Annotated in this window: 23 protein-coding genes and 1 tRNA gene; 14 read left to right on the top strand and 10 right to left on the bottom strand. The window is 64.4% G+C overall.

All coding sequences use genetic code 11. The features are described 5' to 3' along the window. Positions 1 to 62 precede the first annotated feature (62 nt). Positions 63 to 998, bottom strand: coding sequence for a LysR family transcriptional regulator (locus tag H7F36_RS02045; RefSeq protein WP_315971438.1), 936 nt, complete (start codon positions 996 to 998; stop codon positions 63 to 65). Between the two features lie 155 nt (positions 999 to 1,153). Here H7F36_RS02045 and H7F36_RS02040 point away from each other — a divergent pair, with 155 nt between their 5' ends. Next, the gene (locus H7F36_RS02040) at positions 1,154 to 2,353 is read left to right on the top strand and encodes an MFS transporter (protein ID WP_187053116.1); all 1,200 of its coding nucleotides are present in this window, start codon (positions 1,154 to 1,156) and stop codon (positions 2,351 to 2,353) included. Beyond that, positions 2,350 to 3,147: an SDR family NAD(P)-dependent oxidoreductase gene (locus tag H7F36_RS02035; protein ID WP_187053115.1), complete on the top strand. Its 798-nt coding sequence runs from the start codon at positions 2,350 to 2,352 to the stop codon at positions 3,145 to 3,147. The genes H7F36_RS02040 and H7F36_RS02035 overlap by 4 nt, the downstream gene beginning before the upstream one ends. On the opposite strand, the gene H7F36_RS02030 is transcribed toward H7F36_RS02035, so the two are convergent. The 5 genes from H7F36_RS02030 to H7F36_RS02010 form a co-directional block, all read right to left on the bottom strand. After that, positions 3,066 to 3,452 carry a hypothetical protein gene (locus tag H7F36_RS02030; protein WP_187055161.1) on the bottom strand — a complete coding sequence of 129 codons (387 nt, stop codon included), beginning with the start codon at positions 3,450 to 3,452 and terminating at the stop codon, positions 3,066 to 3,068. The genes H7F36_RS02035 and H7F36_RS02030 overlap by 82 nt on opposite strands. 191 nt (positions 3,453 to 3,643) lie before the next feature. After that, a complete protein-coding gene (locus tag H7F36_RS02025; protein WP_187053114.1) occupies positions 3,644 to 3,991 on the bottom strand; it encodes a hypothetical protein in 348 nt (115 codons plus the stop codon). Then, positions 3,988 to 4,266, bottom strand: coding sequence for a GIY-YIG nuclease family protein (locus H7F36_RS02020; RefSeq protein ID WP_261802468.1), 279 nt, complete (start codon positions 4,264 to 4,266; stop codon positions 3,988 to 3,990). Before H7F36_RS02020 ends, H7F36_RS02025 begins: the two co-directional genes overlap by 4 nt. 13 nt (positions 4,267 to 4,279) lie before the next feature. Then, complete coding sequence (locus H7F36_RS02015; protein ID WP_187053112.1) at positions 4,280 to 5,683, bottom strand: MATE family efflux transporter; 1,404 nt, start codon at positions 5,681 to 5,683, stop codon at positions 4,280 to 4,282. Between the two features lie 91 nt (positions 5,684 to 5,774). Next, positions 5,775 to 6,347 (bottom strand): DUF2239 family protein, encoded by a 573-nt coding sequence (locus tag H7F36_RS02010; protein ID WP_187053111.1) that lies wholly within the window; start codon positions 6,345 to 6,347, stop codon positions 5,775 to 5,777. A gap of 268 nt (positions 6,348 to 6,615) precedes the next feature. Here H7F36_RS02010 and H7F36_RS02005 point away from each other — a divergent pair, with 268 nt between their 5' ends. The 7 genes from H7F36_RS02005 to H7F36_RS01975 all read left to right on the top strand — a co-directional run bounded on the left by H7F36_RS02005 (position 6,616) and on the right by H7F36_RS01975 (position 11,829). After that, positions 6,616 to 7,842 carry a PQQ-dependent sugar dehydrogenase gene (locus H7F36_RS02005; RefSeq protein WP_187053110.1) on the top strand — a complete coding sequence of 409 codons (1,227 nt, stop codon included), beginning with the start codon at positions 6,616 to 6,618 and terminating at the stop codon, positions 7,840 to 7,842. A gap of 111 nt (positions 7,843 to 7,953) precedes the next feature. Then, positions 7,954 to 8,241 (top strand): YlcI/YnfO family protein, encoded by a 288-nt coding sequence (locus H7F36_RS02000; RefSeq protein WP_187053109.1) that lies wholly within the window; start codon positions 7,954 to 7,956, stop codon positions 8,239 to 8,241. Then, positions 8,238 to 8,552, top strand: coding sequence for a type II toxin-antitoxin system RelE/ParE family toxin (locus tag H7F36_RS01995; protein WP_187053108.1), 315 nt, complete (start codon positions 8,238 to 8,240; stop codon positions 8,550 to 8,552). Before H7F36_RS02000 ends, H7F36_RS01995 begins: the two co-directional genes overlap by 4 nt. A 369-nt stretch (positions 8,553 to 8,921) precedes the next feature. Further along, positions 8,922 to 9,197, top strand: coding sequence for a DnaJ domain-containing protein (locus tag H7F36_RS01990; RefSeq protein WP_187053107.1), 276 nt, complete (start codon positions 8,922 to 8,924; stop codon positions 9,195 to 9,197). Between the two features lie 6 nt (positions 9,198 to 9,203). After that, on the top strand, positions 9,204 to 9,779 hold the full coding sequence (locus tag H7F36_RS01985) for a hypothetical protein (RefSeq protein WP_187053106.1): 576 nt from the start codon (positions 9,204 to 9,206) through the stop codon (positions 9,777 to 9,779). A gap of 29 nt (positions 9,780 to 9,808) precedes the next feature. Next, a complete protein-coding gene (locus H7F36_RS01980; RefSeq protein ID WP_187053105.1) occupies positions 9,809 to 10,558 on the top strand; it encodes a hypothetical protein in 750 nt (249 codons plus the stop codon). A gap of 29 nt (positions 10,559 to 10,587) precedes the next feature. Then, a complete protein-coding gene (locus tag H7F36_RS01975; RefSeq protein WP_187053104.1) occupies positions 10,588 to 11,829 on the top strand; it encodes a hypothetical protein in 1,242 nt (413 codons plus the stop codon). A 368-nt stretch (positions 11,830 to 12,197) separates the two neighbouring features. Here the strand turns inward: H7F36_RS01975 and H7F36_RS01970 are convergent, their stop codons facing one another. Further along, the gene (locus H7F36_RS01970) at positions 12,198 to 13,226 is read right to left on the bottom strand and encodes an NAD-dependent epimerase/dehydratase family protein (protein ID WP_187053103.1); all 1,029 of its coding nucleotides are present in this window, start codon (positions 13,224 to 13,226) and stop codon (positions 12,198 to 12,200) included. A gap of 104 nt (positions 13,227 to 13,330) precedes the next feature. On the opposite strand from H7F36_RS01970, the gene H7F36_RS01965 reads away from it, so the two are divergent. The 3 genes from H7F36_RS01965 (at position 13,331) to H7F36_RS01955 (ending at position 17,215) form a co-directional block, all read left to right on the top strand. After that, the gene (locus H7F36_RS01965) at positions 13,331 to 14,233 is read left to right on the top strand and encodes a LysR family transcriptional regulator (RefSeq protein ID WP_187053102.1); all 903 of its coding nucleotides are present in this window, start codon (positions 13,331 to 13,333) and stop codon (positions 14,231 to 14,233) included. Positions 14,234 to 14,454: 221 nt separating this feature from the next. Beyond that, a complete protein-coding gene (locus H7F36_RS01960) occupies positions 14,455 to 15,912 on the top strand; it encodes an NCS1 family nucleobase:cation symporter-1 (RefSeq protein ID WP_187053101.1) in 1,458 nt (485 codons plus the stop codon). Between the two features lie 10 nt (positions 15,913 to 15,922). Beyond that, positions 15,923 to 17,215, top strand: coding sequence for a solute carrier family 23 protein (locus H7F36_RS01955; RefSeq protein ID WP_187053100.1), 1,293 nt, complete (start codon positions 15,923 to 15,925; stop codon positions 17,213 to 17,215). A 307-nt stretch (positions 17,216 to 17,522) separates the two neighbouring features. Here the strand turns inward: H7F36_RS01955 and H7F36_RS01950 are convergent, their stop codons facing one another. The 3 genes from H7F36_RS01950 to H7F36_RS01940 all read right to left on the bottom strand — a co-directional run bounded on the left by H7F36_RS01950 (position 17,523) and on the right by H7F36_RS01940 (position 18,542). After that, positions 17,523 to 17,915, bottom strand: a complete 393-nt coding sequence (locus H7F36_RS01950; RefSeq protein ID WP_187053099.1) for a DUF4149 domain-containing protein — start codon at positions 17,913 to 17,915, stop codon at positions 17,523 to 17,525. Next, positions 17,912 to 18,121 (bottom strand): hypothetical protein, encoded by a 210-nt coding sequence (locus H7F36_RS01945; protein WP_187053098.1) that lies wholly within the window; start codon positions 18,119 to 18,121, stop codon positions 17,912 to 17,914. The genes H7F36_RS01950 and H7F36_RS01945 overlap by 4 nt, the downstream gene beginning before the upstream one ends. Positions 18,122 to 18,465: 344 nt before the next feature. Continuing rightward, a tRNA-Met gene (locus H7F36_RS01940) sits at positions 18,466 to 18,542 on the bottom strand. A gap of 90 nt (positions 18,543 to 18,632) precedes the next feature. On the opposite strand from H7F36_RS01940, the gene H7F36_RS01935 reads away from it, so the two are divergent. Together H7F36_RS01935 and H7F36_RS01930 are read left to right on the top strand one after the other, a co-directional pair. Next, positions 18,633 to 19,313: a sigma-70 family RNA polymerase sigma factor gene (locus H7F36_RS01935; protein ID WP_261802467.1), complete on the top strand. Its 681-nt coding sequence runs from the start codon at positions 18,633 to 18,635 to the stop codon at positions 19,311 to 19,313. After that, positions 19,310 to 20,704: a hypothetical protein gene (locus tag H7F36_RS01930; protein ID WP_187053097.1), complete on the top strand. Its 1,395-nt coding sequence runs from the start codon at positions 19,310 to 19,312 to the stop codon at positions 20,702 to 20,704. The genes H7F36_RS01935 and H7F36_RS01930 overlap by 4 nt, the downstream gene beginning before the upstream one ends. Positions 20,705 to 20,741: the final 37 nt, after the last annotated feature.

The raw sequence follows: 20,741 nt of genomic DNA, 5'->3' as shown, positions 1-20,741 counted from the left end.
TGCAACAAGTGGCACCCCGCGATGGGGGAACGCCTCGGCACGGGCTGATCGCACTCAGCGGTTCAACGTTCATTTCGCTCGACTTTGATCTGCTCGGCGAGGAAGTCGACCAGTGCCCTGACCTTCGGCGACGGATGGCGGGACGAGGGCCAGAAAATGCGGAAAGTGGTCTGGCGAAGCTCGGTGAAAGCGGACAACACGATCTCGAGCCTGCCCGCAGCCAGCGCGTCGCGAACGCAGAACTCGGGAAGGCAGGCAATGCCCAGGCCGTTCTCTGCAAAACACAGCCGTCCCTCCAGGTTGTTGGAGACCATCGACACCGGCAGGGGGACTTCCTCTTCGTCCCCGCTCCAGGCCAGCGGCCAGCGCTCGAGCTTGCCGGTGCTGTTGAAGCAGTGATGCAGGCAGCTGTGCCCTGCAAGATCCGCCGGCCGCTCGGGCCGGCCCCTCAGGGACAGATAGGCCGGCGAAGCCACCAGCAGCAGTGGCCAGCTTCCGAGCGAGCGGGCATTGAGCGCTGAACTGTCGGGCTCGCCGGTCCGGAGTACCGCGTCGAACCCCTCCTCGACGATGTTGACCATGCGGTCGCTCAGATCGAGATGGAGGTCGATGGCGGGGTGCGTCCGCATGAACTCGGCGAGCAACGGCAGGAACAGTGTGCCAACCATCGGCAGGCTCACCTTCAGACGACCCCGCGGCGTTCCCGAGGCCCGCGACAGCTCGTGTTCGGCGCCCTGAACTTCATCCAGCACGCGGCGGCACCGAGCGAGGAACATTCCGCCCTCGGCAGTCAGCGTGACGCTACGGGTGCTTCGGTGCAGGAGACGCACCTTCAAGCGTTCTTCGAGACGGGCCATCCGCTTGGCGACGGCCGAGGCCGAGACGCCGGTGAGCCTCGCCGTTTCCGCAAAGCTGCGCGTTTCCGCAACCTGCACGAACACGGCGAAATCGTCCAGGCTGTCGAGCATCAATGGCTTCATTGCGGACATTTCAGTCATGAGATATCGGAAATCTACCCCCCTTTATCCGGAGTGAAGCCTTGCCTATCGTCAAAGCCTTCCCTTTTTGATAGGCGAGATGATGCAGGCCACGTTCCACGGACTTTCGAAGACAGACCGCGTCGCCGACCGGCGGCCGGCCCGCGAGGGCGACCATGCGTGACGCCAACCGTTTCCCATGGTCCGGCCTGCTGGCGCTGGCAGCGGCGGGCTTCGTCGCCATCCTGAGCGAGGCGCTGCCGGCGGGCTTGCTCCCGGCCATCGCCACGGATCTGGGCGTTTCCGTCGGTGGCGCCGGACAGTTGGTGACGCTGTACGCCCTGGGCTCGGTGCTCGCCGTCATTCCCTTGGTCAAGGCGACCCAGGCTCGGCATCGGCGTCCCCTGTTGCTGATGGCCATCGGTGGCATCTGCGCGGTCAACGTGGTGACTGCGCTGTCGACGTCCTTCGCGTTGACGCTCGTCGCGCGGTTCGGCGCAGGCGTGTTCTCTGGCCTTTTGTGGGCGCTTCTGGCCGGGCATGCCAGCCGGATGGTGTCGCCGGCGTTGCAGGGACGAGCCCTAGCGGTCGCCATGGTGGGAACGCCCTTGGCCTTGTCGATCGGCATTCCGGCCGGCACCCTGCTGGGCGGGCTGGTCGGGTGGCGCTGGTCCTTCGGCGTGATGTCGCTGCTGGCGGCGGCCTTGCTCGCCTGGGTGCGCCTCGGCGTGCCGGACTTTCCGGGCAAGCCGAACGGCACCGCACAGGGCGTCGGCCAGGTCCTTCGGATGCCGGGACTGCGCCCTGTGCTGGCGTTGACCGTCCTGTACGTGCTCGCGCACAACATGCTCTACACCTACATCGCACCTTGGCTGGCCTATCTGCAATCGGGGGTGCGAGTCGACGTGACGCTGCTCGTGTTCGGCCTGGCAGCGCTGGGCGGCATCTGGCTCACCGGGATGCTGGTCGACCGGTGGTTGACCGTTCTCATCCGCATGAGCATCGTCGTGTTCGGCGCTGCGGCCCTCGTGGCCGGTCTGCTGGGGCACTCGGCTGCCGTCCTGTTGGCGTGCATCGCTTTCTGGGGCTTGGCCTTCGGTGGGACGGCGACGCTGTTCCAGACCGCCTCGGCGCGAGCCGCCAGCGCAGCGCCGGATCTGGCGCAGTCCATGCTGGTCACCGTCTGGAACGCGGGCATGGCGGGCGGCGGCCTTCTCGGCGCTGCGCTCCTGTCCTCGTTTGGCGCCGCGTCGCTGCCCTGGGCTGTGCTCGCCCTGCTGGCGGCAGCCAGCCTGTCGGCGGCCCACGCAACCTGGGACGCGGTACTCCCATCAACATCCAATCACTCCAACCTCAACAAAAGGACAATCCAATGAACATCGACCTGAACGGCAAAATCGCGATCGTTAGCGGATCCACCGCCGGCATCGGCCTCGCTATCGCGCGCGGGCTCGCCGCTGCCGGTGCACGCGTCGTCGTCACCGGCCGCACGGAGGCGCGCGTCCAGCACGCCATTCAAGACATTCGCGGCACGGTGCCCGGGGCCGATCTCGACGGCGTCGCCGCGGACCTGTCTACCGCAGCGGGCGCAGCGACGCTCGCCGAACGCGTGACGCACGCCGACATCCTGGTCAACAACCTCGGCACCGCCGGCGCTCCGAAGACTTTCGGCGAACTTACAGACGACGACTGGCTGAACCTCTTCAACTTCAATGTCATGAGCGGCGTGCGCCTGACGCGCCGATACCTGCAGGGCATGGTGGATCGGGGCTGGGGCCGCGTGGTTTTCATCAGCAGCGAATCCGGTCTGCACATCCCGAAGGACATGATCGAATACGGGATGACGAAGACGGCGCAGCTCGCGATCTCCCGGGGCGTGGCCGAAACCGTCGCCGGAACCGGGGTGACGGTCAATTCCGTTTTGCCGGGGCCCACCAGCTCGGAGATTTTCGCGAACTGGCTTGAGCCGGTGGCGCGCGAACAAGGCAAGACGCTTGAGCAAGTGCAGAAAGACTTCGTCGACACGAAGCGCCCGAGCTCGCTGCTGGGCCGCTTCGCGACCACCGAGGAGGTGGCGAACATGGTGGTCTACATCTGCTCGACGCAGGCCTCGGCGACGACGGGCGCCGCGTTGCGGGTCGATGGTGGCATCGTGCGGTCGATCGGCTGATGACCGGAGGGCTCGGCCGCAGCTGTGAGCTTGCTCAAACCCGCGCTGGCATTTGAGGATCGGCCGGTCGATGCCGCAGCCGCTCCGGCCGATGCACATGCCGGCAAGGCCACCATTTCAGCCGGCGCCTTGCGCAACGGGAACACGCCTTGCGAGTGCGTCCACACGGTGTATTGCCCGTCCTTGAATTGCGCCACGAAGCGTGGCGACGACTGGCCCATGACGACGTGCTGCGACGCTTGCATCAGCTTGCTCGCCGGCTGCGGCGACGCATGCAGGTTCACGCTGGAAACAAGGCCGTGCAAGACGCTCGGCTTCCAGAGGCCCGCTGAGATGTTCAGCGAATCCGTTGCGTCGACCCGTGAAATCCGCCACTGGTTGCGGTTTCGTCAGCGGCGTTGATCGGTCAAATGCTGACCTCCGTTGCATGGTCGTTGGCAATTACTTCGTAGGTCAGCTCGGGTTCGCTCCACGATGCCTACCTGCCGCGTGGACATCAGGTTCCACATGCGTTCGCGGCCGTTTCCCGTGCCTCGTGCAGCCGTCGCCAGCCTTGCGGGCGCAACGTGATGCGGCGCTTGCAGTCGCCATCGGCAGCGCGCTCCACCAGCCCGATCTTTTCCAGGGGCAGCAGTCGCTGGAGTAAGCGCGAGGCCGGCGTGCGCAAGGTGCGCGCGAGTTCCGTCGCGAGCACAGCGCCGCCGGCGGCATCCAGCATTGTCAGCAGCACGAAGTCGGCCCACGACAGGCCGTGGTGGGTGCCAAGTTTGTCGTCGAGGATGAACACCATCGCCGCGTGCTCCAGGTGCCGGTCCACGCAGGCCTGCAAGGCTTCTTTGCTCATGGCGCCAGCCCTTGCAGTTCGCGATGGATCTGCTCCAGCGCTTTCAGTTCGCCCGCATAGTCGAAGTGCGCATCCGCTCGTTCCTTCAAGAGTTCCAGCACTTCGAAGTCGAGTCCTTCCACACCGCTTCGATCCCACGCGGCCTGCAGCACGCGGTCTGCCTGCTTGCCCATGCGTAGCTCGAAGCGGGCGCGATTCAGCGCCGCGTGCACGTTGCGGCTCGCGCCGAGCAGCAGGTGACCGCTCGCGTGGTCGCGGATGGCATAGATGCCCATGGGCGGGAAGGCGTCACGCGCCTGGCGCGCGATCGCCCGCCGCGCCGATCGCGACGCTTGGTTGGCGGAAGAGTCCATCTTTTTTCTCCTTGTGACGGTAGTAGAGGCCGTGCAGTACCAGCATGGCCAGGAACGCGGCCGGACAGGCCCAGAACACACCGGCCAGACCGAAGCGCGCTTCCAGCGCCACGGCCACCGGCAATTCGATGCCAATGATGGCGGCCATGCTCAGGAGCGCCGGCACCAGCGCCGCGCCGCTCGCGCGCATGGCACTCACCAAGACGTTGCTCCATCCAAGCAACACCACACCCCATGCCACGGTGCGCACGACGGCGACTGCCTGCTCCAGGACAGGGCCTGGCTCCAGGAACACGCGCAACGCGAATGGCGCCAGCAGATGCGCCGCGGCGACGAACAGCGCGGTCACCAGTGCGTTCAAGCGCAAGCCCGTGCGCACGATCGCCGGCAGCCGATCGCGTCGTCCTGCCCCAACTGCGTGCGCGCTCAAGATCGCCGCGGCAATGCCCAGGCTCATTGCCGGGAACTGCACCCAGCTGAGGACCTGCATCGCTGCACCATAGGCAGCAGTCGAGCTCGACCCGTGGCGGTTCACCAGGCTTAGCAGCACGATCTCCGCAAGCGCCATCGCCAGCATCTGCAAGGAGGCCGGCAGGCCGATGCGCAACATGCGTCTGGCGATGGTCGCACTCGGTTTCCAGTCCTGCCAACCCGCGCCAGGGGCGAGCGGATGGTCATGCAGACGCCAGCGCCGTATCAACACAGTTAGCGCGGCCAACTGTGCGACGAGGGCTGAAACTGCCACGCCAGCCGCGCCCAAGGGCGTGCCTGCAACGAGCAGCGGTGTGCAAACCGCGCCAACCAGCGTCGCGGCCAGCAACGCCCACATAGGCGAGAGCGCGTCGCCGGTGCCACGACTCAGGGACAGGCCCGCCCACACAACGAATACAAGGGGCATCACCAGAAACATGGCGCGCGCATAGCCTATTGCCGTCGGCAAGATGTCTGGCGGCGTACCGAGAGCTTGCATCAACCACGGCGAAGACCATGCACCGGCCAGCGCGACCGCAAGCCCCATACCAAGTGAAGCCAGAAAGGCCGTCGCACCGACCCGGCGCACCTGCGCCACATCGCGTGCCCCCCATGCTTGTCCCGCAAGGATGGTCGAGCCGGCCCCCAGTCCGATGATCAGTGAGAGCAGCAAGAAGAACACGGGATAGAACGACGCAGCTGTCGCGATACCACGCACGCCCAGCAGATGCCCGAGCCAGAAGCCATCGAGCAAGCCGCCCGCGCTTTGCAGCATGTGCGTCAGGATCAAAGGCGTCAGCAGCGCAAGGTAGTGCGCGCGCAGCGCGGGCACCGGTCCGTCGGGGGTTGTCGTGTCTGGCGTGTTCATGAGGGCTCTGGTGGATTGCGGGCGTGCGTATGCCCGCAGCGCAGCGGCCAGGAGCCGCGCGTTGATTGCAAAAATGGGAAAGAGGCCCGGCTTAGCCGGGTGCAGGTTCGGCGAGTTCCAGCACGTACCCCCGCACGTCGTCTGGCCATGCGGCCATCTGCGTCACCAGCCGCTCGTGGTCACCGGCAAACAATGCCCGCGATGCTTCCTCGAAGCCGGCCAGGCTGCCGGCCAGTGTGGACATGGCGTGATACGCGCGGTCACGCGCCTGGCGCGTCCGGTCCCGTTCGCCGCCGTTGCGCCGCGCTTCGTGCACGAGCTTACGCAAGGCCACTGAGGCGCCGCTCGGTTGCGCGGCAAGCCAGTCCCAGTGTTCTGGCAGCAGTGTCACTTCCCGCGCGACCACGCCGAGCTTCGGCCGACCGCGGCCTTTGGGTGTTGGGGTCGGCGCAGCCATCGTGTAGCGCGCCGCGACGGCTTCTTCGTCGCCGCGCAGGTCGAGGTCGGCAGACTGACCGCTGGCATCGTTAAAAACCAGTGGATGTCCGTCAGGTTGCCTCTGCTGCGCCCGTAGAACGGCCACGGCGACCTCGTGCAAGGGCCCGGTAATTAGGCGGCGCCCCTCCAGGAAGGCTGTGTAAGTGAGTGGTTTCGCGGGATCCATGCCGAGAATTTTATCCGGGTTAAATTAAAGGGTCAATAACACCCGGGTAAATTAACTTGGCAACACGGACCTTCCATCGCTCGCACAGTAGCGGCATCCTGCGATTGAACGTCTGCAATCAGTCTGGAGCCGGCGCACGACACGGCAGCTTGGCAACACACGCTGGTGTTGATGAACGGCTCATCGCTCATCGCGCCGATAGCCCGGTGCACGGCGCTGCTTTCACGCCCGCCGGATACTCTCCTGCTTGGCCACTGGCGAGCGAAGCATGCAATTCCCGAAGTTCGGACTCATCCCCTGGTTGATCGTCTGTGCAACGCCCGTTGTGGCGCAGATCAACGCCGGATCTCTGCCTCCCACCCCATCACCTCCGTTCAAGCTCACGAAGTTCGCGCAATTCGATCTGCCGTGGCGCATCGCATTTCTGCCGGACGGACGCATGCTGATCACCGAGAAGAGCGGCAAGCTCTTTCTCGTGACCCAATCCGGGCAGAAGCTCGAAGTCACTGGCGTGCCGCCCGTGCTGCACGAAGGGCAGAACGGCCTGCTCGGCGTCTACTTGGCCCCGGCATATTCCAGCAATGGGGCGATCTACCTGACCTATTCAGAGCCCGGTCAGGACCCGGGGACTTCGAGCCTGGCGCTCGCCCGCGCGACGCTCAAGATTGGCGCTGGCACCGCCTCGCTGGGGGACCTGAAGGTTGTCTGGCGCGACCCGATCAAGGGCAGGGGGGGCCAGGTCGGCGCCGCTGTGGCCTTTTCGCCGGACCAGACCTTTCTCTTCCTCACAGCGGGCGATCGACAGCGATTTACTCCCGCCCAGGACCCGAACCAACCGGCAGGCAAGATCCTGCGTTTGACCCTGGACGGCAAGCCCGCACCCGGCAACCCGATGGAGGGCAAGACCGGCGCACGGTCGGTCCCAGTGATCGATCCGCCAAGAGATACGGAGTCCGCTAAAACCGCGCCGGTCGTGGGCACCTATGTTTTCGACGGCCCCAATCTGACGCCTTCCGAGACTTGGACCTCGGGGCATCGCACGCCCTACGGCCTCGCATTCGCGCCGGATGGCCGGCTTTGGGAACTCGAGCACGGGCCGCGCGGCGGCGACGAACTCAACCTGATCGAGCCGGGTAAGAACTACGGTTGGCCCCTTGTCTCCTATGCGGTGAACTACGACGGCGTACCCATTGCAAGCCCCGACACGCGCGCCGACCTTGCCAAACCCGTGATCTATTGGACACCCGTCCTCGCGCCCGGCAACCTGATGTTCTACAGCGGCGCGATGTTCCCGAATTGGAAGGGCTCTGCCTTCGCAAGCGGCCTCGTAAGCCGCGCCCTGCACCGGATCGAGGTGCACGGCGCGATCGCGACACCGGCCGAGCACTGGGGAGTCGGCTTCCGTGTCCGCGACGTCGAGCAGGCGCCGGATGGCGCGCTGTGGTTGATTGAGGACGACCACGCGGGCGGCTTGTACCGGCTGACTCCGAAGTAGTCATGCCAAAGCAATGGTGCGCGTGGAGAACGCTGTTTCTTCCTGTGACCAAACAGGTTCTTGACCACGACAGCCGTTAGTGTTGTAGCGCAAATGCGATACAGTTTGATCATGAAGACAGCAACCATCCCATCTGTCCGCGTGGATCCTGCCTTCCGAAGCGAGGTCGAGCAGGTGCTTGGCGAGGGCGAGTCACTCTCCGAATTCGTTGAGTCGGCCCTACGCGCTTCGGTGCGTCAGCGGCGCGACCAAGCCGAGTTTCTGGTACGCGGCAAGCGCTCTTTGGCAGACGCAAAGAAAAGCGGCGTCTACGTCGATGCGACCATGGTGCTGAACCGCCTCGAGGCGAAGTTGGCAGGTGCAAAGGCAAGGGCCAAAGCGCAAGCGGCGCACGGGTGAGCTATCAGATAAGGTTCACGCAGCAAGCTGCTGACGATCTGGAGCGTCTTTTCGATTTCATCCTCGAGCGCGAACTGAGTCGAAACGGGGACCTCGCCGTGGCAGACCGCGCGTTGGCCGCGATCAGAAATGCGATCGCGATGCTCAGTTTCTCTCCATTCACGTGCCGCAAGGCGAGCGACGATCCGTTCGTTCGTGAGCTGGTGATTCCTTTTGGTGGCAGCGGGTACGTCGCACTGTTCGAGATCGAAGCGAGCGACTCGGTGGTGATCGCTGCCATCAGGCACCAGCGCGAAGATGACTATCACTGACGCTCCGCCACCGTCCCGCCGGCAAGCGTCCAACCGGCGTCGAAATTGGCAAATTTCCAGACCTGCCAGGTTCTGTTCAAAAGGGTTCAGCAGGTGAATTCATCGCCCTCGCGACTGATTTTTTAACTTCACCAGCTGTACCGACCTCCGAACCCAGCCTGCGATACCTCCGCGGTCTATCGGGTCGACGACCGACGAGCGTCGCCAGCGCATCCGCGAGACCGAGGCATCAATGGACCTTGAAAGAAGGCCTGGCATCAAGGGGAAGCCAATGCCGTGTCACCCAGCACCGGGCTTCTGACCAAAGATCATGCAGAATCGTCGCCTTTTGCGGTTCGCCGTCACACCCGTAACGCAGGAGCGCACCGCATGCAAGACCACTATCTCGCCCTGGGTGTCAGTAGCAGCGCGAGTCTGGCGGACATCAAGAAGGCCTACCGCCGTCAAGCCGCCCGGCACCACCCGGACCGCAACTCTGCGCCGGATGCCGCTACGCGTTTCCGCGCTGTACAGGAGGCTTATGAAATCCTCGGCGACCAGGCCAAGCGTGAGACCTACGACAACAACCGCAAGCGTAATCTTCTCGACGATCCGATGGAAACGGCGCGCGGGATCTGGTCAGACTATTTCCAACGGCTCATTTAGGCCTCGATGCACGTATCTCCCTTCTTCCGCAATCTGCATTCCTCCTACCTGGCAGAACTCGACGACATGCGCCACGACTCCGATGGGCAGTTCGTGCTGGACCGGCGGCTGGCCGAGCGGCGCAGCGAGATGGCGTTCCTGGTCAACATGCTTGAAGTCGCTCCCGAGATGGTGGCGGTCTTGCTGCACAAGGCCTTCCACTTCACGTCCACGCCGGCTATGGACCAGTTGCTGGCCTGCGAGTCCGGAGACCTGACCGCGTGGGAGAGCCTGCGGGAAAGCATCGACATCGCCCCCTGGGCCAAGGCCACCGTGCAATTGCTGCGTGAGCAGGCCGCCGGTGACAACTTCCTGAGCGTGGCAGCCGCTTTGGAATACATGGCGGGCAGCACTCGGCATGCGCCAGTCCTTGCAGGCGACCAGGACGACAGCGAAGAAGACGCGGACAACCCCGATGCCGAGCACGACACGGACGATCGCCATCCGCTGTCGGCCGATGACCTGGACGACGCCGATGGCCAGACCCGCGAGGACGCCCGCGCTGACTGGATGGCCGAGCGCGGCTTCGACCGCAAAGACTGAATGGCCCCGCGCGCAAAGCACCCACCGCAATGAACCACCTCGCCCTGATCACGAAGACCCAGAGCCTGATTGCCGCAGGCGACATTGCCGGCGCCGAGTCCGCTCTCACCGAACTGGCCGACACCGAGGGCGACAGCGCACTGATGGTGGTGCTGGACCAGTTGGAGCCCAAGGACATCCTGGCAGTGATGCGCGAGTACGACCCGTCCCGCGAGTCGGTTGTGAGCCTGCTGGTCACCCCCGCGCAGTTCGCGCACGCCATCGTCATTGAGAAGCGCTACAAGGATCTCACCCACACGCACCTGCGCGGCATGGTGAACGCCATCGTCTTCCGGGAGGACGCGGACCCGGTGGCGTTCTTGACCGCCGTGGGCGATCTGGAGGGCGGCAGCGAAGCCATGGCCAACTACTTCGCCGAGAAGTGGGCGCGCATCGAATCCTTCGCCCGCAGCGGGAACTTCGACACCGATGAAGAAGACGGCGAGATGATGTCCGAGTCCGAGCTGCTGGCGTCGGCCTACCTCAACCCCAGGGTCCATCTGGACGAGGTGGCCGACCAGGACTGGATGGAGCTGGCCTGGCGCATGCGCTACGAGTGCCCCGACCTGTTCACCGAGACCTTGCTCGTCTTGCGTGCACAGGCACGCGCCCACAACCTCGGCGTGGGGAACGAGGAAGAAGAGGCTGATGATGAAGATACGCGCGTGGAGACCCGCGACACCGACCGCGGCCACGGCACACCGGCGGCGCGCGACGACGAGGAAGAGTCGGCGATCTGACGGCCCCATCCACAGCGCCTGAATCCACGATGTCCACGCCCTCGCACACCGCTCCCCAGCCCGTCGCTCTGTTCGACGAGCGGCCCTTCTTCGAGAAGGCCCTGCAGCACGGCGTGCGCCACGGCATCATCGCGTCCGCCAAGCTGGCCGCCATGTCCCAGGAAGCGCCCAAGGGCATGGTGCAGATCGCGCGCTATTTCGGCACCGAGTACCTGCGTCCCGACCTGGAAAGAGCCAGGGACCGGCTGATCAACCTGGTGAGCTTGTACCTGGAACATTCGACCGGCGGCGACCTGACTCAGGCCGCCGAGTCCCTGCGCGACCACAGTTTGCTGTCGCGCTCCAAGGGCGGCTCAGACATGCTCAAGGCGCTGATCGCCATGCCCCAGAGCAGCCATTTCGGCATGCAGGAGCACGGAGTCTTCAAGGACAAGCACATCCCCTTGCTTGCCAAATGGTCCCTGCGCAGCCTGCCCGAGTACCAGGCCGAGCGCGCCGCGCGCAGTCTCGCTACCACCTTGGTGGAAGCAGCCGTCTGGATGGCGGCCCAGCTGGGCCTGGATGCCGATGACCTGGAGGATGCCGGCAAGGACGCGGAGGCCGTAATGCGCACAGCGCTGCTGGTGCGCGCATGCCGGCGCAGCGCCATGCCGGATTGGACCGCGTTCGAGAAAATGGTGCTGGGCCTGCGTACGAAATACGCGTCGCGGGCCGATGACCAGGCGGCGCCGGTCTCCATGGGCTTGCCCAAAGACCTGCCGGCGAAGTACCTGGCGGTGGTGCAGTCCGTGCGAGCTTCTGTCGTGCAGGACATGCCCCGGATTCTGGATACCACGCTCAGCGTGCGCAAGCTCTTCGACCAGACGCCGGCCCTCCTGGGCCGCTATTTCTGGTCCGAGGACACCATGGCTGACCTGGACCATTTCGAGCGCAGCGACAGCCTCTTGTGGCAGAAGGCCACCACGGGCCACAGCGACGACAGTTCGCTGCTGACACTGTTCCTGCGCATCGCCACGCATGGCAAACACGCCACGCTGCTGACCAGAAAGACCGCAGCAACCTTGGTCAAGAAGATCCGGACCTCAGGCCTGGATGCCGATCTGCCCCGGCAGTTCGTGCTGCAGCACGCCCCGGTGTCGCTGCGGCGCGACTACCTGCACCTGTGGAACGCCTTCATCGACGAGGCCGAGCCTGTGCTGCGCAGCGACGGGGTGCAAGCCACCGAGGATGCGTTGGCGCTGCTGCGCCAAGAGTGCAATATCACTGAGTAGGCATAGAGCGAGGGCGCTGGCTGATGGATGTCAGACCATCGCAACATCTGAATTTGTCCTGCCCTTTGCTGCATAAAGACTTCGCAACAGCGCTCCCCTTGAAGTTTGTCCAACTCTTGGAAGTCAGTTCACCTCCTGACAGTCCAAGACTTCATCCGCATCCCCGGTGGGTCAAGATTCAACCGGCGCAGACAGTGTGCTGCATCAACCCGGTGAATCAGCCGCCCGATAGTTGTCGTTCAATCAATCAACCCGCCAAGGTGGGCGTGGGCCCGCCGGTACGGCACATCCGCGAGCTTGGCAATGGCGTAGATCGACAAGCCCTGATGGCCCGCGACAGCATTCAATATTTCGCGACTGTATCCCCCTCACACAGCATCTGGACAACTGACGGGCTGCACGCCCGGTGATGACGAGACGTGCACGCAACCCATGCCGATCAGCGAAGCCTCGACCGCCTGATCCAGGGGCGTGTGCGGCTCGCGTCCCAGTACTTGGACCAGCCGGCTGTTGACCATCTGTACCGGCTCTTTCCACAAGTACCGCATCTCCAGCAGTTCGCGCAGCGTCGGTACGAACGGCGCGGCCACCCGCATCAGCCACCATGGCGTTCTTTTGATGGGCGGAGCCTTTGCGGTGCGGCGTGCGACGACGCGCTGAATTGCCTGTGCCATCTGCAATCCGGTGGCGTCCCAGTGTCCCGCCATGTGGAAGCGCTCAAAGGCGCCCAGTGCCTCGCGGCGGGCCAACAGTTCAACCATGGTCCGTGCTACATCCGGCAGGTACGCCCACTGGTGACCAACGCCTGCTTCGGCAGGGTTGGCGATCGAGGCAACCGGCTGACCGGACTTCAGCAAGCCTTGAGCAAACCAGCTGTTGCCGGGCTTGGGCCCAAAAAAATCACCGGCGCGCACGATGATGGAGCGGATACCCCGTCGGCTCGCCGCCTCCAGGCGCCGCTCCAACTCGACGCGAATCATGCCCTTGCGTGTCACCGGATGCTGCGGAGACTCTTCGTCGAGGAGCGGAAATGCGTCCGGTCCGAAGTTGTAGACGGTTCCTGGCAGGACGATGGTGGCGCCGTGCGCCGCGGCGGCGGCAATCGTGTTGTCGAGCATCGGCAGCACGAACGTCTCCCAGTTGCGGTAGCCGGGCGGGTTGACCGCGTGCACGATGACTTTGCAACCCTCGGCGCACCGCATCACGTCCTCATGGCTCATGGCATCGCCGTTCAGCCATGTCAGACCTTCATCGCGAGGTGCGGTGCCAGCGGTCCCTCGCGTCAGCGCGCGAACTCTCCATCCTGCGTCTCGAAGCTGCCGGGCTACCTCGCCCCCGATGCCTCCTGTCGCCCCCAGTACCAGAGCCGTCATGCCGTTGTTGCTGTCGTTGCCCATTTCGTGCTCCTTGTTTCAACGATTGTTCGTCGATGAGCGAAGTCTGAGCGGAGGTCGGTACAAATGGAATTAGCCAGCATCGCCCAACGGCCATACATTTACGTATGACTTCGACGACCATCGGCTGGGAGTTCTATCGTTCGTTTCTGGGCGTGTTGACGGAAGGCTCGCTGTCGGGAGCGGCGCGCACGCTCGGCATCACGCAGCCTACCGTCGGGCGTCACATTGCGGCGCTGGAGAAGGCGCTCGGCGTGGTGCTGTTCACCCGGTCGCAGGCAGGCCTCCTGCCGACCGAGACGGCTACCTCGTTGCGCGGCCATGCGCAGGCGATGGAAAGCACGGCAGCGGCACTCGAGCGTGCGGCCGGGAGCCAGGGCGGAGACGGAGTCGCCATCAAAGGGATCGTGCGGGTCAGTTGCAGCGACGTGGTGGGGGTCGAGGTGCTGCCGGCGGTGCTGGCCCGGCTGCGCGAATCACATCCCGACCTGAAGATCGAACTGGTGCTGACAGATCGGGTGCAGGACCTGTTGCTGCGCGAGGCCGACATCGCTGTGCGGATGGCGGCGCCTAGACAAGAGCAGTTGGTGGCACGGCGCATCGGCCGGATCGAGCTCGGCCTGCATGCCCGACGCGACTATCTCGACCGCCACGGTACCCCTCGCAACGTCGGTCAGCTGCACGGTCATTCCTCCATCGGCTACGACCAGATGACGGGCTATCTGCGCCAGGCCGAGAAGTCGCTCAAGGGATTGCGACGTGACCAATTTTCTTTGCGAAGCGACAGCAACCTTGCCCAACTGGCGCTGATTCGCGCTGGTGCAGGCATCGGCATGTGCCAGGTGCCGCTGGCCAAACGAGATCCCGCTTTGGTCCGCGTGATGCCAAAGGTGTTCTCGCTGCCGCTCGAGACCTGGGTGACGATGCATGAAGACTTGCGTGGCAGCCCACGTTGCCGCGTCACCTTCGACGCGCTAGTCGAAGGCATGGCGGCTTACGCAAACGTTTGAACTCCATTGCCTCGGTTACCCGTCTGAACGACTGGTGCTCGCTCGATCGCTGTCGTTAGAAGCCTGCGAGTGCGCCATCGAAGCTGCCTCTTGCTGATGGCGACCGACGCTTTTTCCAGAACCCGGAAAAACCCTGTTCATGATTCCATGCAAAAGTGCATACAGTTCTTGCATATCAGCGTGAGTGGCATTGCGCTGGCAAAAACAAAGGAGCCGCCACCATGGAAATCAAGAACCCTTCCCCAGGCCTCTACAACGAGGACCTGGCGCCGGCCAAAGAGCGCAACTGGGGTGCTTTCAGCATCTTTAACGTGTGGACGTCTGACGTGCACAGCCTGTGGGGGTACTACCTTGCCGCAAGTCTTTTTCTCTTGTGTGGCAGCTTCGTCAACTTCGTCGTAGCGATCGGGCTGGGCTCGCTGGTGATCTTCGCCCTTATGAACCTGATCGGCTATGCGGGCGAGAAGACGGGGGTGCCGTATCCGGTGCTGGCGCGCGCCTCGTTCGGGGTATGGGGCGCCAACCTGGCTGCCGTCGTGCGCGCGGTGGTCGCCTGTTTTTGGTACGGCGCGCAAACCGCTGCAGCCTCGGGCGCGATGGTCGCACTGCTGATCCGCAGCGACGCCCTGATGGAATTTCACAAGGGCACGCACTTCCTCGGCCATTCGGGGCTGGAGGTGATTTGCTACGTGGTGATCTGGGCGTTGCAACTGCTCATCATCCAGCGTGGGATGGAAACCGTTCGCAAGTTCCAGGACTGGGCGGGGCCGGCCGTGTGGGTTGCCATGCTGATCCTGGCGATCGGCCTGTGCGTGAAAGCGGGAGGCTTCTCTTTCGACCACGGCATTCCGATGGATGTCTTGCTGGCCAAGACCAAGGACGCCGGCGTCAACGGCGAGCCCGGTTCGTTCTGGGCGTTGATGGCGGTCGCTGCCACGTGGATCACTTACTTCGCAGCGCTTTACCTCAACTTCTGCGACTTTTCCAGATACGCGAAGAACAAGGATGCGGTGAAGAAGGGCAACATTTGGGGCCTGCCGGTCAACCTGATCGCTTTCTCTTTGGTCGCTGGCGTGACCACCATCGCGGCTTTCAAGGTCTACGGCGAAGTGCTGCTGCACCCGGAGCAGATTTCAGCCAAGTTCGACAGCTGGGTGCTGGCGCTGATCGCTGCCATGACGTTCGCCGTCGCGACGCTCGGCATCAACGTGGTGGCCAACTTCGTGTCGGCCGCGTTCGACATCTCCAACGTTTTCCCCAAGCAGATCAACTTCAAGAAGGGCGGCTACATCGCTGCCGCCATCGCGCTCGTGCTGTATCCCTTCGCACCGTGGGAAGGCAATGCAGCGCACTTCGTGAATGCCATCGGCGCCACGATGGGCCCGCTGCTCGGCATCATCCTGGTCGACTATTACCTCGTGGCCAAGGGCAACATCAATGTGGCGGCGCTCTATCAGGAGTTTGGCGAATACCGCTACGAGGGCGGTTGGAACGTGAACGCTCTTGTGGCGGTGGCGATCGGTTCGATCTTCTCGACCATCCTGCCCAACTTCACCAATCTGCTGCCGGCCTGGTGGAACACGTACGGCTGGTTCTTCGGGGTGCTCATCGGTGGCGGCACGTATCTGATCATGGCGACACTGCGTCCACGAGCCGCCGTGGCGACCGTGCTCGTTTGAAGGAAACCGTATGTCCGATTCCTACTTTCCGCGCTGGCGCGAAGTCCAGGCCATCAGCGGCAGCGTCGTCGCGCCCGACGAGCGTCTTCCGTGGCCGCAAACCGCGGCCATGGGCGTGCAGCACGTCATCGCCATGTTCGGCGCCACCGTTCTGGCGCCGATCCTGATGGGCTTCAACCCGAACATCGCGATCTTGATGAGCGGTGTCGGCACGCTGATCTTTTTCTTCGTGACCGGCGGGCGCGTGCCGAGCTACCTGGGCTCGAGCTTCGCCTTCATCGGCGTGGTGATCGCGGCCAGCGGCTACGCAGGCAAGGGCCCGAACGACAATCTCGCCGTCGCGCTCGGAGGCATCGTTGCGTGCGGCGTCGTCTACATCGCTATCGGCGCATTGGTGCAATGGGTCGGCACCGGCTGGATCGAGCGCTTCATGCCACCGGTCGTCACTGGCGCCGTGGTCGCCGTCATCGGGCTCAACCTGGCCAGCGTGCCGATCAAAAACATGGCGGCGGGCAACTTCGATGCGTGGATGCAGGCCGCCACCTTCCTGTGCGTCGGACTGGTCGCGGTGTTCGGGCGCGGCATGCTGCAACGCCTGTTGATCCTCGCGGGGCTGGTGCTCGCCACGCTGGTCTATGCCGTTCTGACCAATGGTTTGGGTCTGGGCAAGCCGGTGGACTTGAGCGGCATCGCGAGCGCGGCGTGGTTCGGTATGCCGGCGTTCACTGCGCCGGTGTTTACCGGCAACGCCATGCTGCTGATCGCGCCGGTTGCGATCATCCTGGTCGCCGAGAACCTCGGCCACCTGAAGGCCGTGACCGCCATGACGGGTCGTAATCTCGACCGCTATATGGGCCGCGCTTTCATCGGTGACGGCATCGCGACCGTGGTGAGCGGCTCCGTCGGCGGCACCGGCGTCACGACGTATGCGGAGAACATCGGCGTCATGGCGGCCACGCGCATCTACTCGACGGCGGTGTTCGTGGTGGCCGCGCTGATCGCGCTGCTGCTGGGCTTCTCGCCGAAGTTCGGCGCGCTGATCCAGGCGATTCCGTTGCCGGTTATGGGCGGTGTGAGCATCGTGGTGTTCGGGTTGATTGCGGTGGCCGGCGCCAAGATCTGGGTCGACAACAAGGTCGACTTTTCGCAGAACCGCAATCTGATCGTCGCGGCCATTACTTTGATCATCGGCACCGGTGATTTCACTTTGAAGTTTGGTCAGTTCGCGCTGGGCGGGATCGGTACGGCGACCTTCGGCGCGATCCTGCTGTATGCATTGCTTGGTCGCGCGCGCAATGCGTGAAGTCGAGCCGCGCCTTGGGACCGCGCCGCAGGTCGTTCTCCGATCAAGTCCGTGAGTTCATCGCCCAGTTCTGGCCGGCCCGCGCACGTGTCGATTCACGTGATTGGCTGCGTGCCGTCCGGCGGGCGGGCATAGGTATTCTGGTCACCGTACTGGTGTCGCACTGGTTGGCCGCGGTCGTCATTAAGATCTTGCGGCCCTTCGAAATCGAAGTCTGGAGCGAGGCGCGACCACTCCGTCATTGCGCGTGGAAATCTCGCGCAGCTGCATGAGCGTTTCGTCCATCAGTTCTGAGGGCGTGATTCACTCAGACCAGCCGCACCAGCACAGCGCCAGCAGCCACGATGTGCGCCAGCGTAATTACTACAGACATGCCGTGCAGCCACTTGAAGCGCTGGCGCATCCCTTGGTCGGTGGCGGCATTGATAGCTGGCATCAGCAACTGGCGCGAGGGCACTGTCGTGATGGCAATGGCCGCCATCAGCCCGGCAGCCACCGCATCCAGAGGCCACAGCAGGCCCGCGCCGATTGCCGCGGCCGCAATCACGAACAGATAGAACGCTGGAAACGCGCGCCGCAATGTGGCGCCTGCAACGTCGGGGGGCAAGGCCGTGAACAGGAAGGCCGCGAAGCCGAACGAATACAGAGCCATGCCGCCGAACAGCAGGGCCGTGGTGAGAACCGCCAGCGCCTGGATCATGCGGGTTCGGCGCCATGGTCCGCAACAGCCTTACCGCTAGGCAGATGTGCGAGCGCATTGCGGGTGAACTGCTTCTCGTAGTGCCGGTTGCGGCGGTTCTTCTTCGCCGCGGCGCGCTGACCCTGGCGTTTGTCGACCACCACGTCGGCCAGGCGGCTCAGGTCATCGAGGTCGCGGATGTCGTTTGGGGAATTGCGTCGTGGCATGTTTTCTAGTCTGCCCGAGGGCGCGCAGGCTTGCAGGCTGGCGGCCGGATCGCCACGCTAAAGACCTGTGGTTCACACGGTTCGCAGTGCACGGGCGGCAGTTTGGATGCCAAAGGCGTTCCGTCGATGCCAATCCTTGGCCGAAGCTGGCTGTGCCGGTGAACGCCGCATCGGGCAGATACCAGGTTGCCTGCCCCATGAATGTGAGTCCGCTGCAATAGACGGTGCCAAAACGTGATCGTCCCTTCAAGGAGACGCTTGGACGTCGTCTACAGATTGCCTACAAGCGTCCGCAAATAAAAAAGCCCGCTATCAGTTCGATAGCGGGCTTCCGTTGCTGGGTCTGGTGGCTCTTCACGGATTCGAACCGCGGACCTGTGGATTATGATTCCATCGCTCTAACCGACTGAGCTAAAGAGCCGAGCCCAAGATTATAGCCGGCCCGTGAACTCTTCGACAATCGACCCCGAACGGCATCGCCGTCCGTACAAGCTCAGGTGAAAATCGCCCGATGCTCGCTCCCACCCTCGAAGCGGACCCCGCTACCCCGACCACCCCCGACGCCATGGGGGACGATCAATTGATGCTCGCCTATGCGGCAGGCGACGCGGCCGCTTTCGACATGCTCTATGCACGTCATGAAAACGCGCTGTATCGCTTCGTCAAGCGCTTGCTGGGGTTGCGTTTGTCGGCCGAGGTCGACGAGGTGTTTCAAGACACGTGGCTGCGGATAGTGACGGCGCGCGCCAGCTTTTCTCCGCAAGGCGCGGCGTGGCGTACCTGGGCCTTCACCATCGCCCACAACCTCGCGATGGACCGCTTGCGCGTGAGCGGACGCGAGGTGCAGTTCTATGCCCACGACGAAGACGGTGATGGCCTCGAAGCCGGACGGCTGTTCAGCCGCGGCTTGCTGAACGAAGGTGCGTCGCCGTCCGATGCGGCCCATCCGTCGGCCGAAGAAATCGCTTTCTGGCGTGCTGCGGGCCGGCGTCTGCTGGCCTGCCTGGATGAGTTGCCCGACGATCAGCGCGCTGCGTTTTTGTTGCATCACGAAGATGGCTTCACGGTCGAGGCGCTGGCCGATGCGCTCGACACGCATTTCGAAACGGTGAAGAGTCGATTGCGCTATGGCATCAAGAAATTGCGGGAGTGCATGGAGCGCTACTTGTCCGTGCTGAGGGTTCGCAAATGAGCGACGAACCGATGGGCAATGTGGCCTTCCCCGACGAGTTCGATGATCCGGTGCTCCGGCGTGCGCTGCAGAACGCTCCCGATGCCGCTGTCGCGCCGGACTGGCGCATTCGCCGGACCATTCAGCAGCGCGCGCGGGAGGCGGTCGAGCCGCGCGACGAAGACATTTCGCTGGCGCCGATGGTTCCGCTGTGGAAGCGCCTGCTGGGTATCGGTGGCGAAAGCGGTCGCAGCCGCATGCCGTGGAATGCGGCGTTCGCGACCGTGCTGGTGGGCGTTATCGTGACGGCGCTGTGGCAGCACGAGCCGGTGCCCGAGGCGCGGCTCGATAGCGAAGCGCAGTCGAGTGCGGCGCCGACGGCCCGTGAAGCTGCAAACACGCTTCCACCGGAGCCCATAGACACCACGCCGATGCCGGGACTGGAGCCTCGCAACGCGGCGCCCGCGCTACCCACGGTCGAGGCGCATCAGGAGCCTTCGACGACGTCTGTTCCGGCCCCGACGCCGGGCACGGCGACCGAGACGGCCGCAGCAAATGCGACGCCTGCGCCACCAGCGATTTCCGAGCCTGCGCCTGCAGTCGTTGCGCCACCCAAAGTCGAAGCTTCGCCGGCACCGGCACCGGCACCGGCACCCGCACCCGCACCCGCACCGGAGCGGGCTCGCGAGCCGAAAGCGGCGGCGGCCGACCTTGAGAGTTCGTCCAAGCGCGCGGAGGCTGAGCAAGCGCCGCCGCGCTCGGTGCTCAAACTGGAGCCGATACCGACGGCACCGGCGCAATCCATTGCACCAACAGCAACACCTGCCGCTGCCGCGAAGTCACGGGATTCCAGCGCCGCCGATCAGCCGGCGGCAGGCGCCTCACCGCCTGCCGGTGCAGCAGCACCCGGGCTGCCCGGTACGCCCGGTGCAGCCGCAGCGCCTCCCGCACGCGCGGCCAAAGCCGCACCGACATCGACCGTACGCACCGAAGCCACCGACCCGCCGACCTTCGCCGCGCTGTCGCAGTGGACGCGGCTCACCATCGCGCAAAGCGGTGGCGAAACGCACAGCCTGTCGCGCGCCGAAGGACGTGAGTTGCTGCCGCTGATCGGCTCTGCGGCGATCACTGCCGTGGGCGCGCAGCGATTCGTTGGTGGGGCCGAGTGGCGGTTGACGTTCGAGCGTGACGGCAAAGTATTGGCGGTGCTCGAACTCGCCCGAGAGCAGGTGCGTTGGCGTGAAGGTACGGCACCACCGGCCACGGGTGCGCCGTCGGCAGGGTCGCTCGCGGCATTGGTGCGCTCATTAGCGGAGGCGGTTGCGCCAGCGCCGCGAGCCGATCCGGCACCTCCGGCTGCTCCTGCGGCAGGGTCACCGCCCGGTGCGACATCAGCGGAAGCGCCGCGATAAGCGGCGGAGCACTGGCTTCGGGCGCGGGCGGTACCGA

Source organism: Variovorax sp. PAMC28562, assembly GCF_014303735.1.
Lineage (GTDB): Bacteria > Pseudomonadota > Gammaproteobacteria > Burkholderiales > Burkholderiaceae_C > Variovorax.
Note: the sequence above shows the minus strand (reverse complement) of the source record. Positions and strands in the feature narration are given on the sequence as shown.

What these genes read in the sequence shown, in the direction of transcription:
- H7F36_RS01930 (WP_187053097.1), top strand. Translation starts at nt 19,310, where the DNA reads ATGAGCGACGAACCGATGGGCAATGTGGCCTTCCCCGACGAGTTCGAT.
- H7F36_RS01935 (WP_261802467.1), top strand. Translation starts at nt 18,633, where the DNA reads ATGCTCGCTCCCACCCTCGAAGCGGACCCCGCTACCCCGACCACCCCC.
- H7F36_RS02005 (WP_187053110.1), top strand. Translation starts at nt 6,616, where the DNA reads ATGCAATTCCCGAAGTTCGGACTCATCCCCTGGTTGATCGTCTGTGCA.
- H7F36_RS01950 (WP_187053099.1), bottom strand. Translation starts at nt 17,915, where the DNA reads ATGATCCAGGCGCTGGCGGTTCTCACCACGGCCCTGCTGTTCGGCGGC.
- H7F36_RS01955 (WP_187053100.1), top strand. Translation starts at nt 15,923, where the DNA reads ATGTCCGATTCCTACTTTCCGCGCTGGCGCGAAGTCCAGGCCATCAGC.
- H7F36_RS02010 (WP_187053111.1), bottom strand. Translation starts at nt 6,347, where the DNA reads ATGGATCCCGCGAAACCACTCACTTACACAGCCTTCCTGGAGGGGCGC.
- H7F36_RS02045 (WP_315971438.1), bottom strand. Translation starts at nt 998, where the DNA reads ATGACTGAAATGTCCGCAATGAAGCCATTGATGCTCGACAGCCTGGAC.
- H7F36_RS01965 (WP_187053102.1), top strand. Translation starts at nt 13,331, where the DNA reads ATGACTTCGACGACCATCGGCTGGGAGTTCTATCGTTCGTTTCTGGGC.
- H7F36_RS02000 (WP_187053109.1), top strand. Translation starts at nt 7,954, where the DNA reads ATGAAGACAGCAACCATCCCATCTGTCCGCGTGGATCCTGCCTTCCGA.
- H7F36_RS02035 (WP_187053115.1), top strand. Translation starts at nt 2,350, where the DNA reads ATGAACATCGACCTGAACGGCAAAATCGCGATCGTTAGCGGATCCACC.
- H7F36_RS02015 (WP_187053112.1), bottom strand. Translation starts at nt 5,683, where the DNA reads ATGAACACGCCAGACACGACAACCCCCGACGGACCGGTGCCCGCGCTG.
- H7F36_RS01960 (WP_187053101.1), top strand. Translation starts at nt 14,455, where the DNA reads ATGGAAATCAAGAACCCTTCCCCAGGCCTCTACAACGAGGACCTGGCG.
- H7F36_RS01945 (WP_187053098.1), bottom strand. Translation starts at nt 18,121, where the DNA reads ATGCCACGACGCAATTCCCCAAACGACATCCGCGACCTCGATGACCTG.
- H7F36_RS01970 (WP_187053103.1), bottom strand. Translation starts at nt 13,226, where the DNA reads ATGGGCAACGACAGCAACAACGGCATGACGGCTCTGGTACTGGGGGCG.
- H7F36_RS02040 (WP_187053116.1), top strand. Translation starts at nt 1,154, where the DNA reads ATGCGTGACGCCAACCGTTTCCCATGGTCCGGCCTGCTGGCGCTGGCA.
- H7F36_RS01975 (WP_187053104.1), top strand. Translation starts at nt 10,588, where the DNA reads ATGTCCACGCCCTCGCACACCGCTCCCCAGCCCGTCGCTCTGTTCGAC.
- H7F36_RS01985 (WP_187053106.1), top strand. Translation starts at nt 9,204, where the DNA reads ATGCACGTATCTCCCTTCTTCCGCAATCTGCATTCCTCCTACCTGGCA.
- H7F36_RS01990 (WP_187053107.1), top strand. Translation starts at nt 8,922, where the DNA reads ATGCAAGACCACTATCTCGCCCTGGGTGTCAGTAGCAGCGCGAGTCTG.
- H7F36_RS01980 (WP_187053105.1), top strand. Translation starts at nt 9,809, where the DNA reads ATGAACCACCTCGCCCTGATCACGAAGACCCAGAGCCTGATTGCCGCA.
- H7F36_RS02020 (WP_261802468.1), bottom strand. Translation starts at nt 4,266, where the DNA reads ATGGGCATCTATGCCATCCGCGACCACGCGAGCGGTCACCTGCTGCTC.
- H7F36_RS02025 (WP_187053114.1), bottom strand. Translation starts at nt 3,991, where the DNA reads ATGAGCAAAGAAGCCTTGCAGGCCTGCGTGGACCGGCACCTGGAGCAC.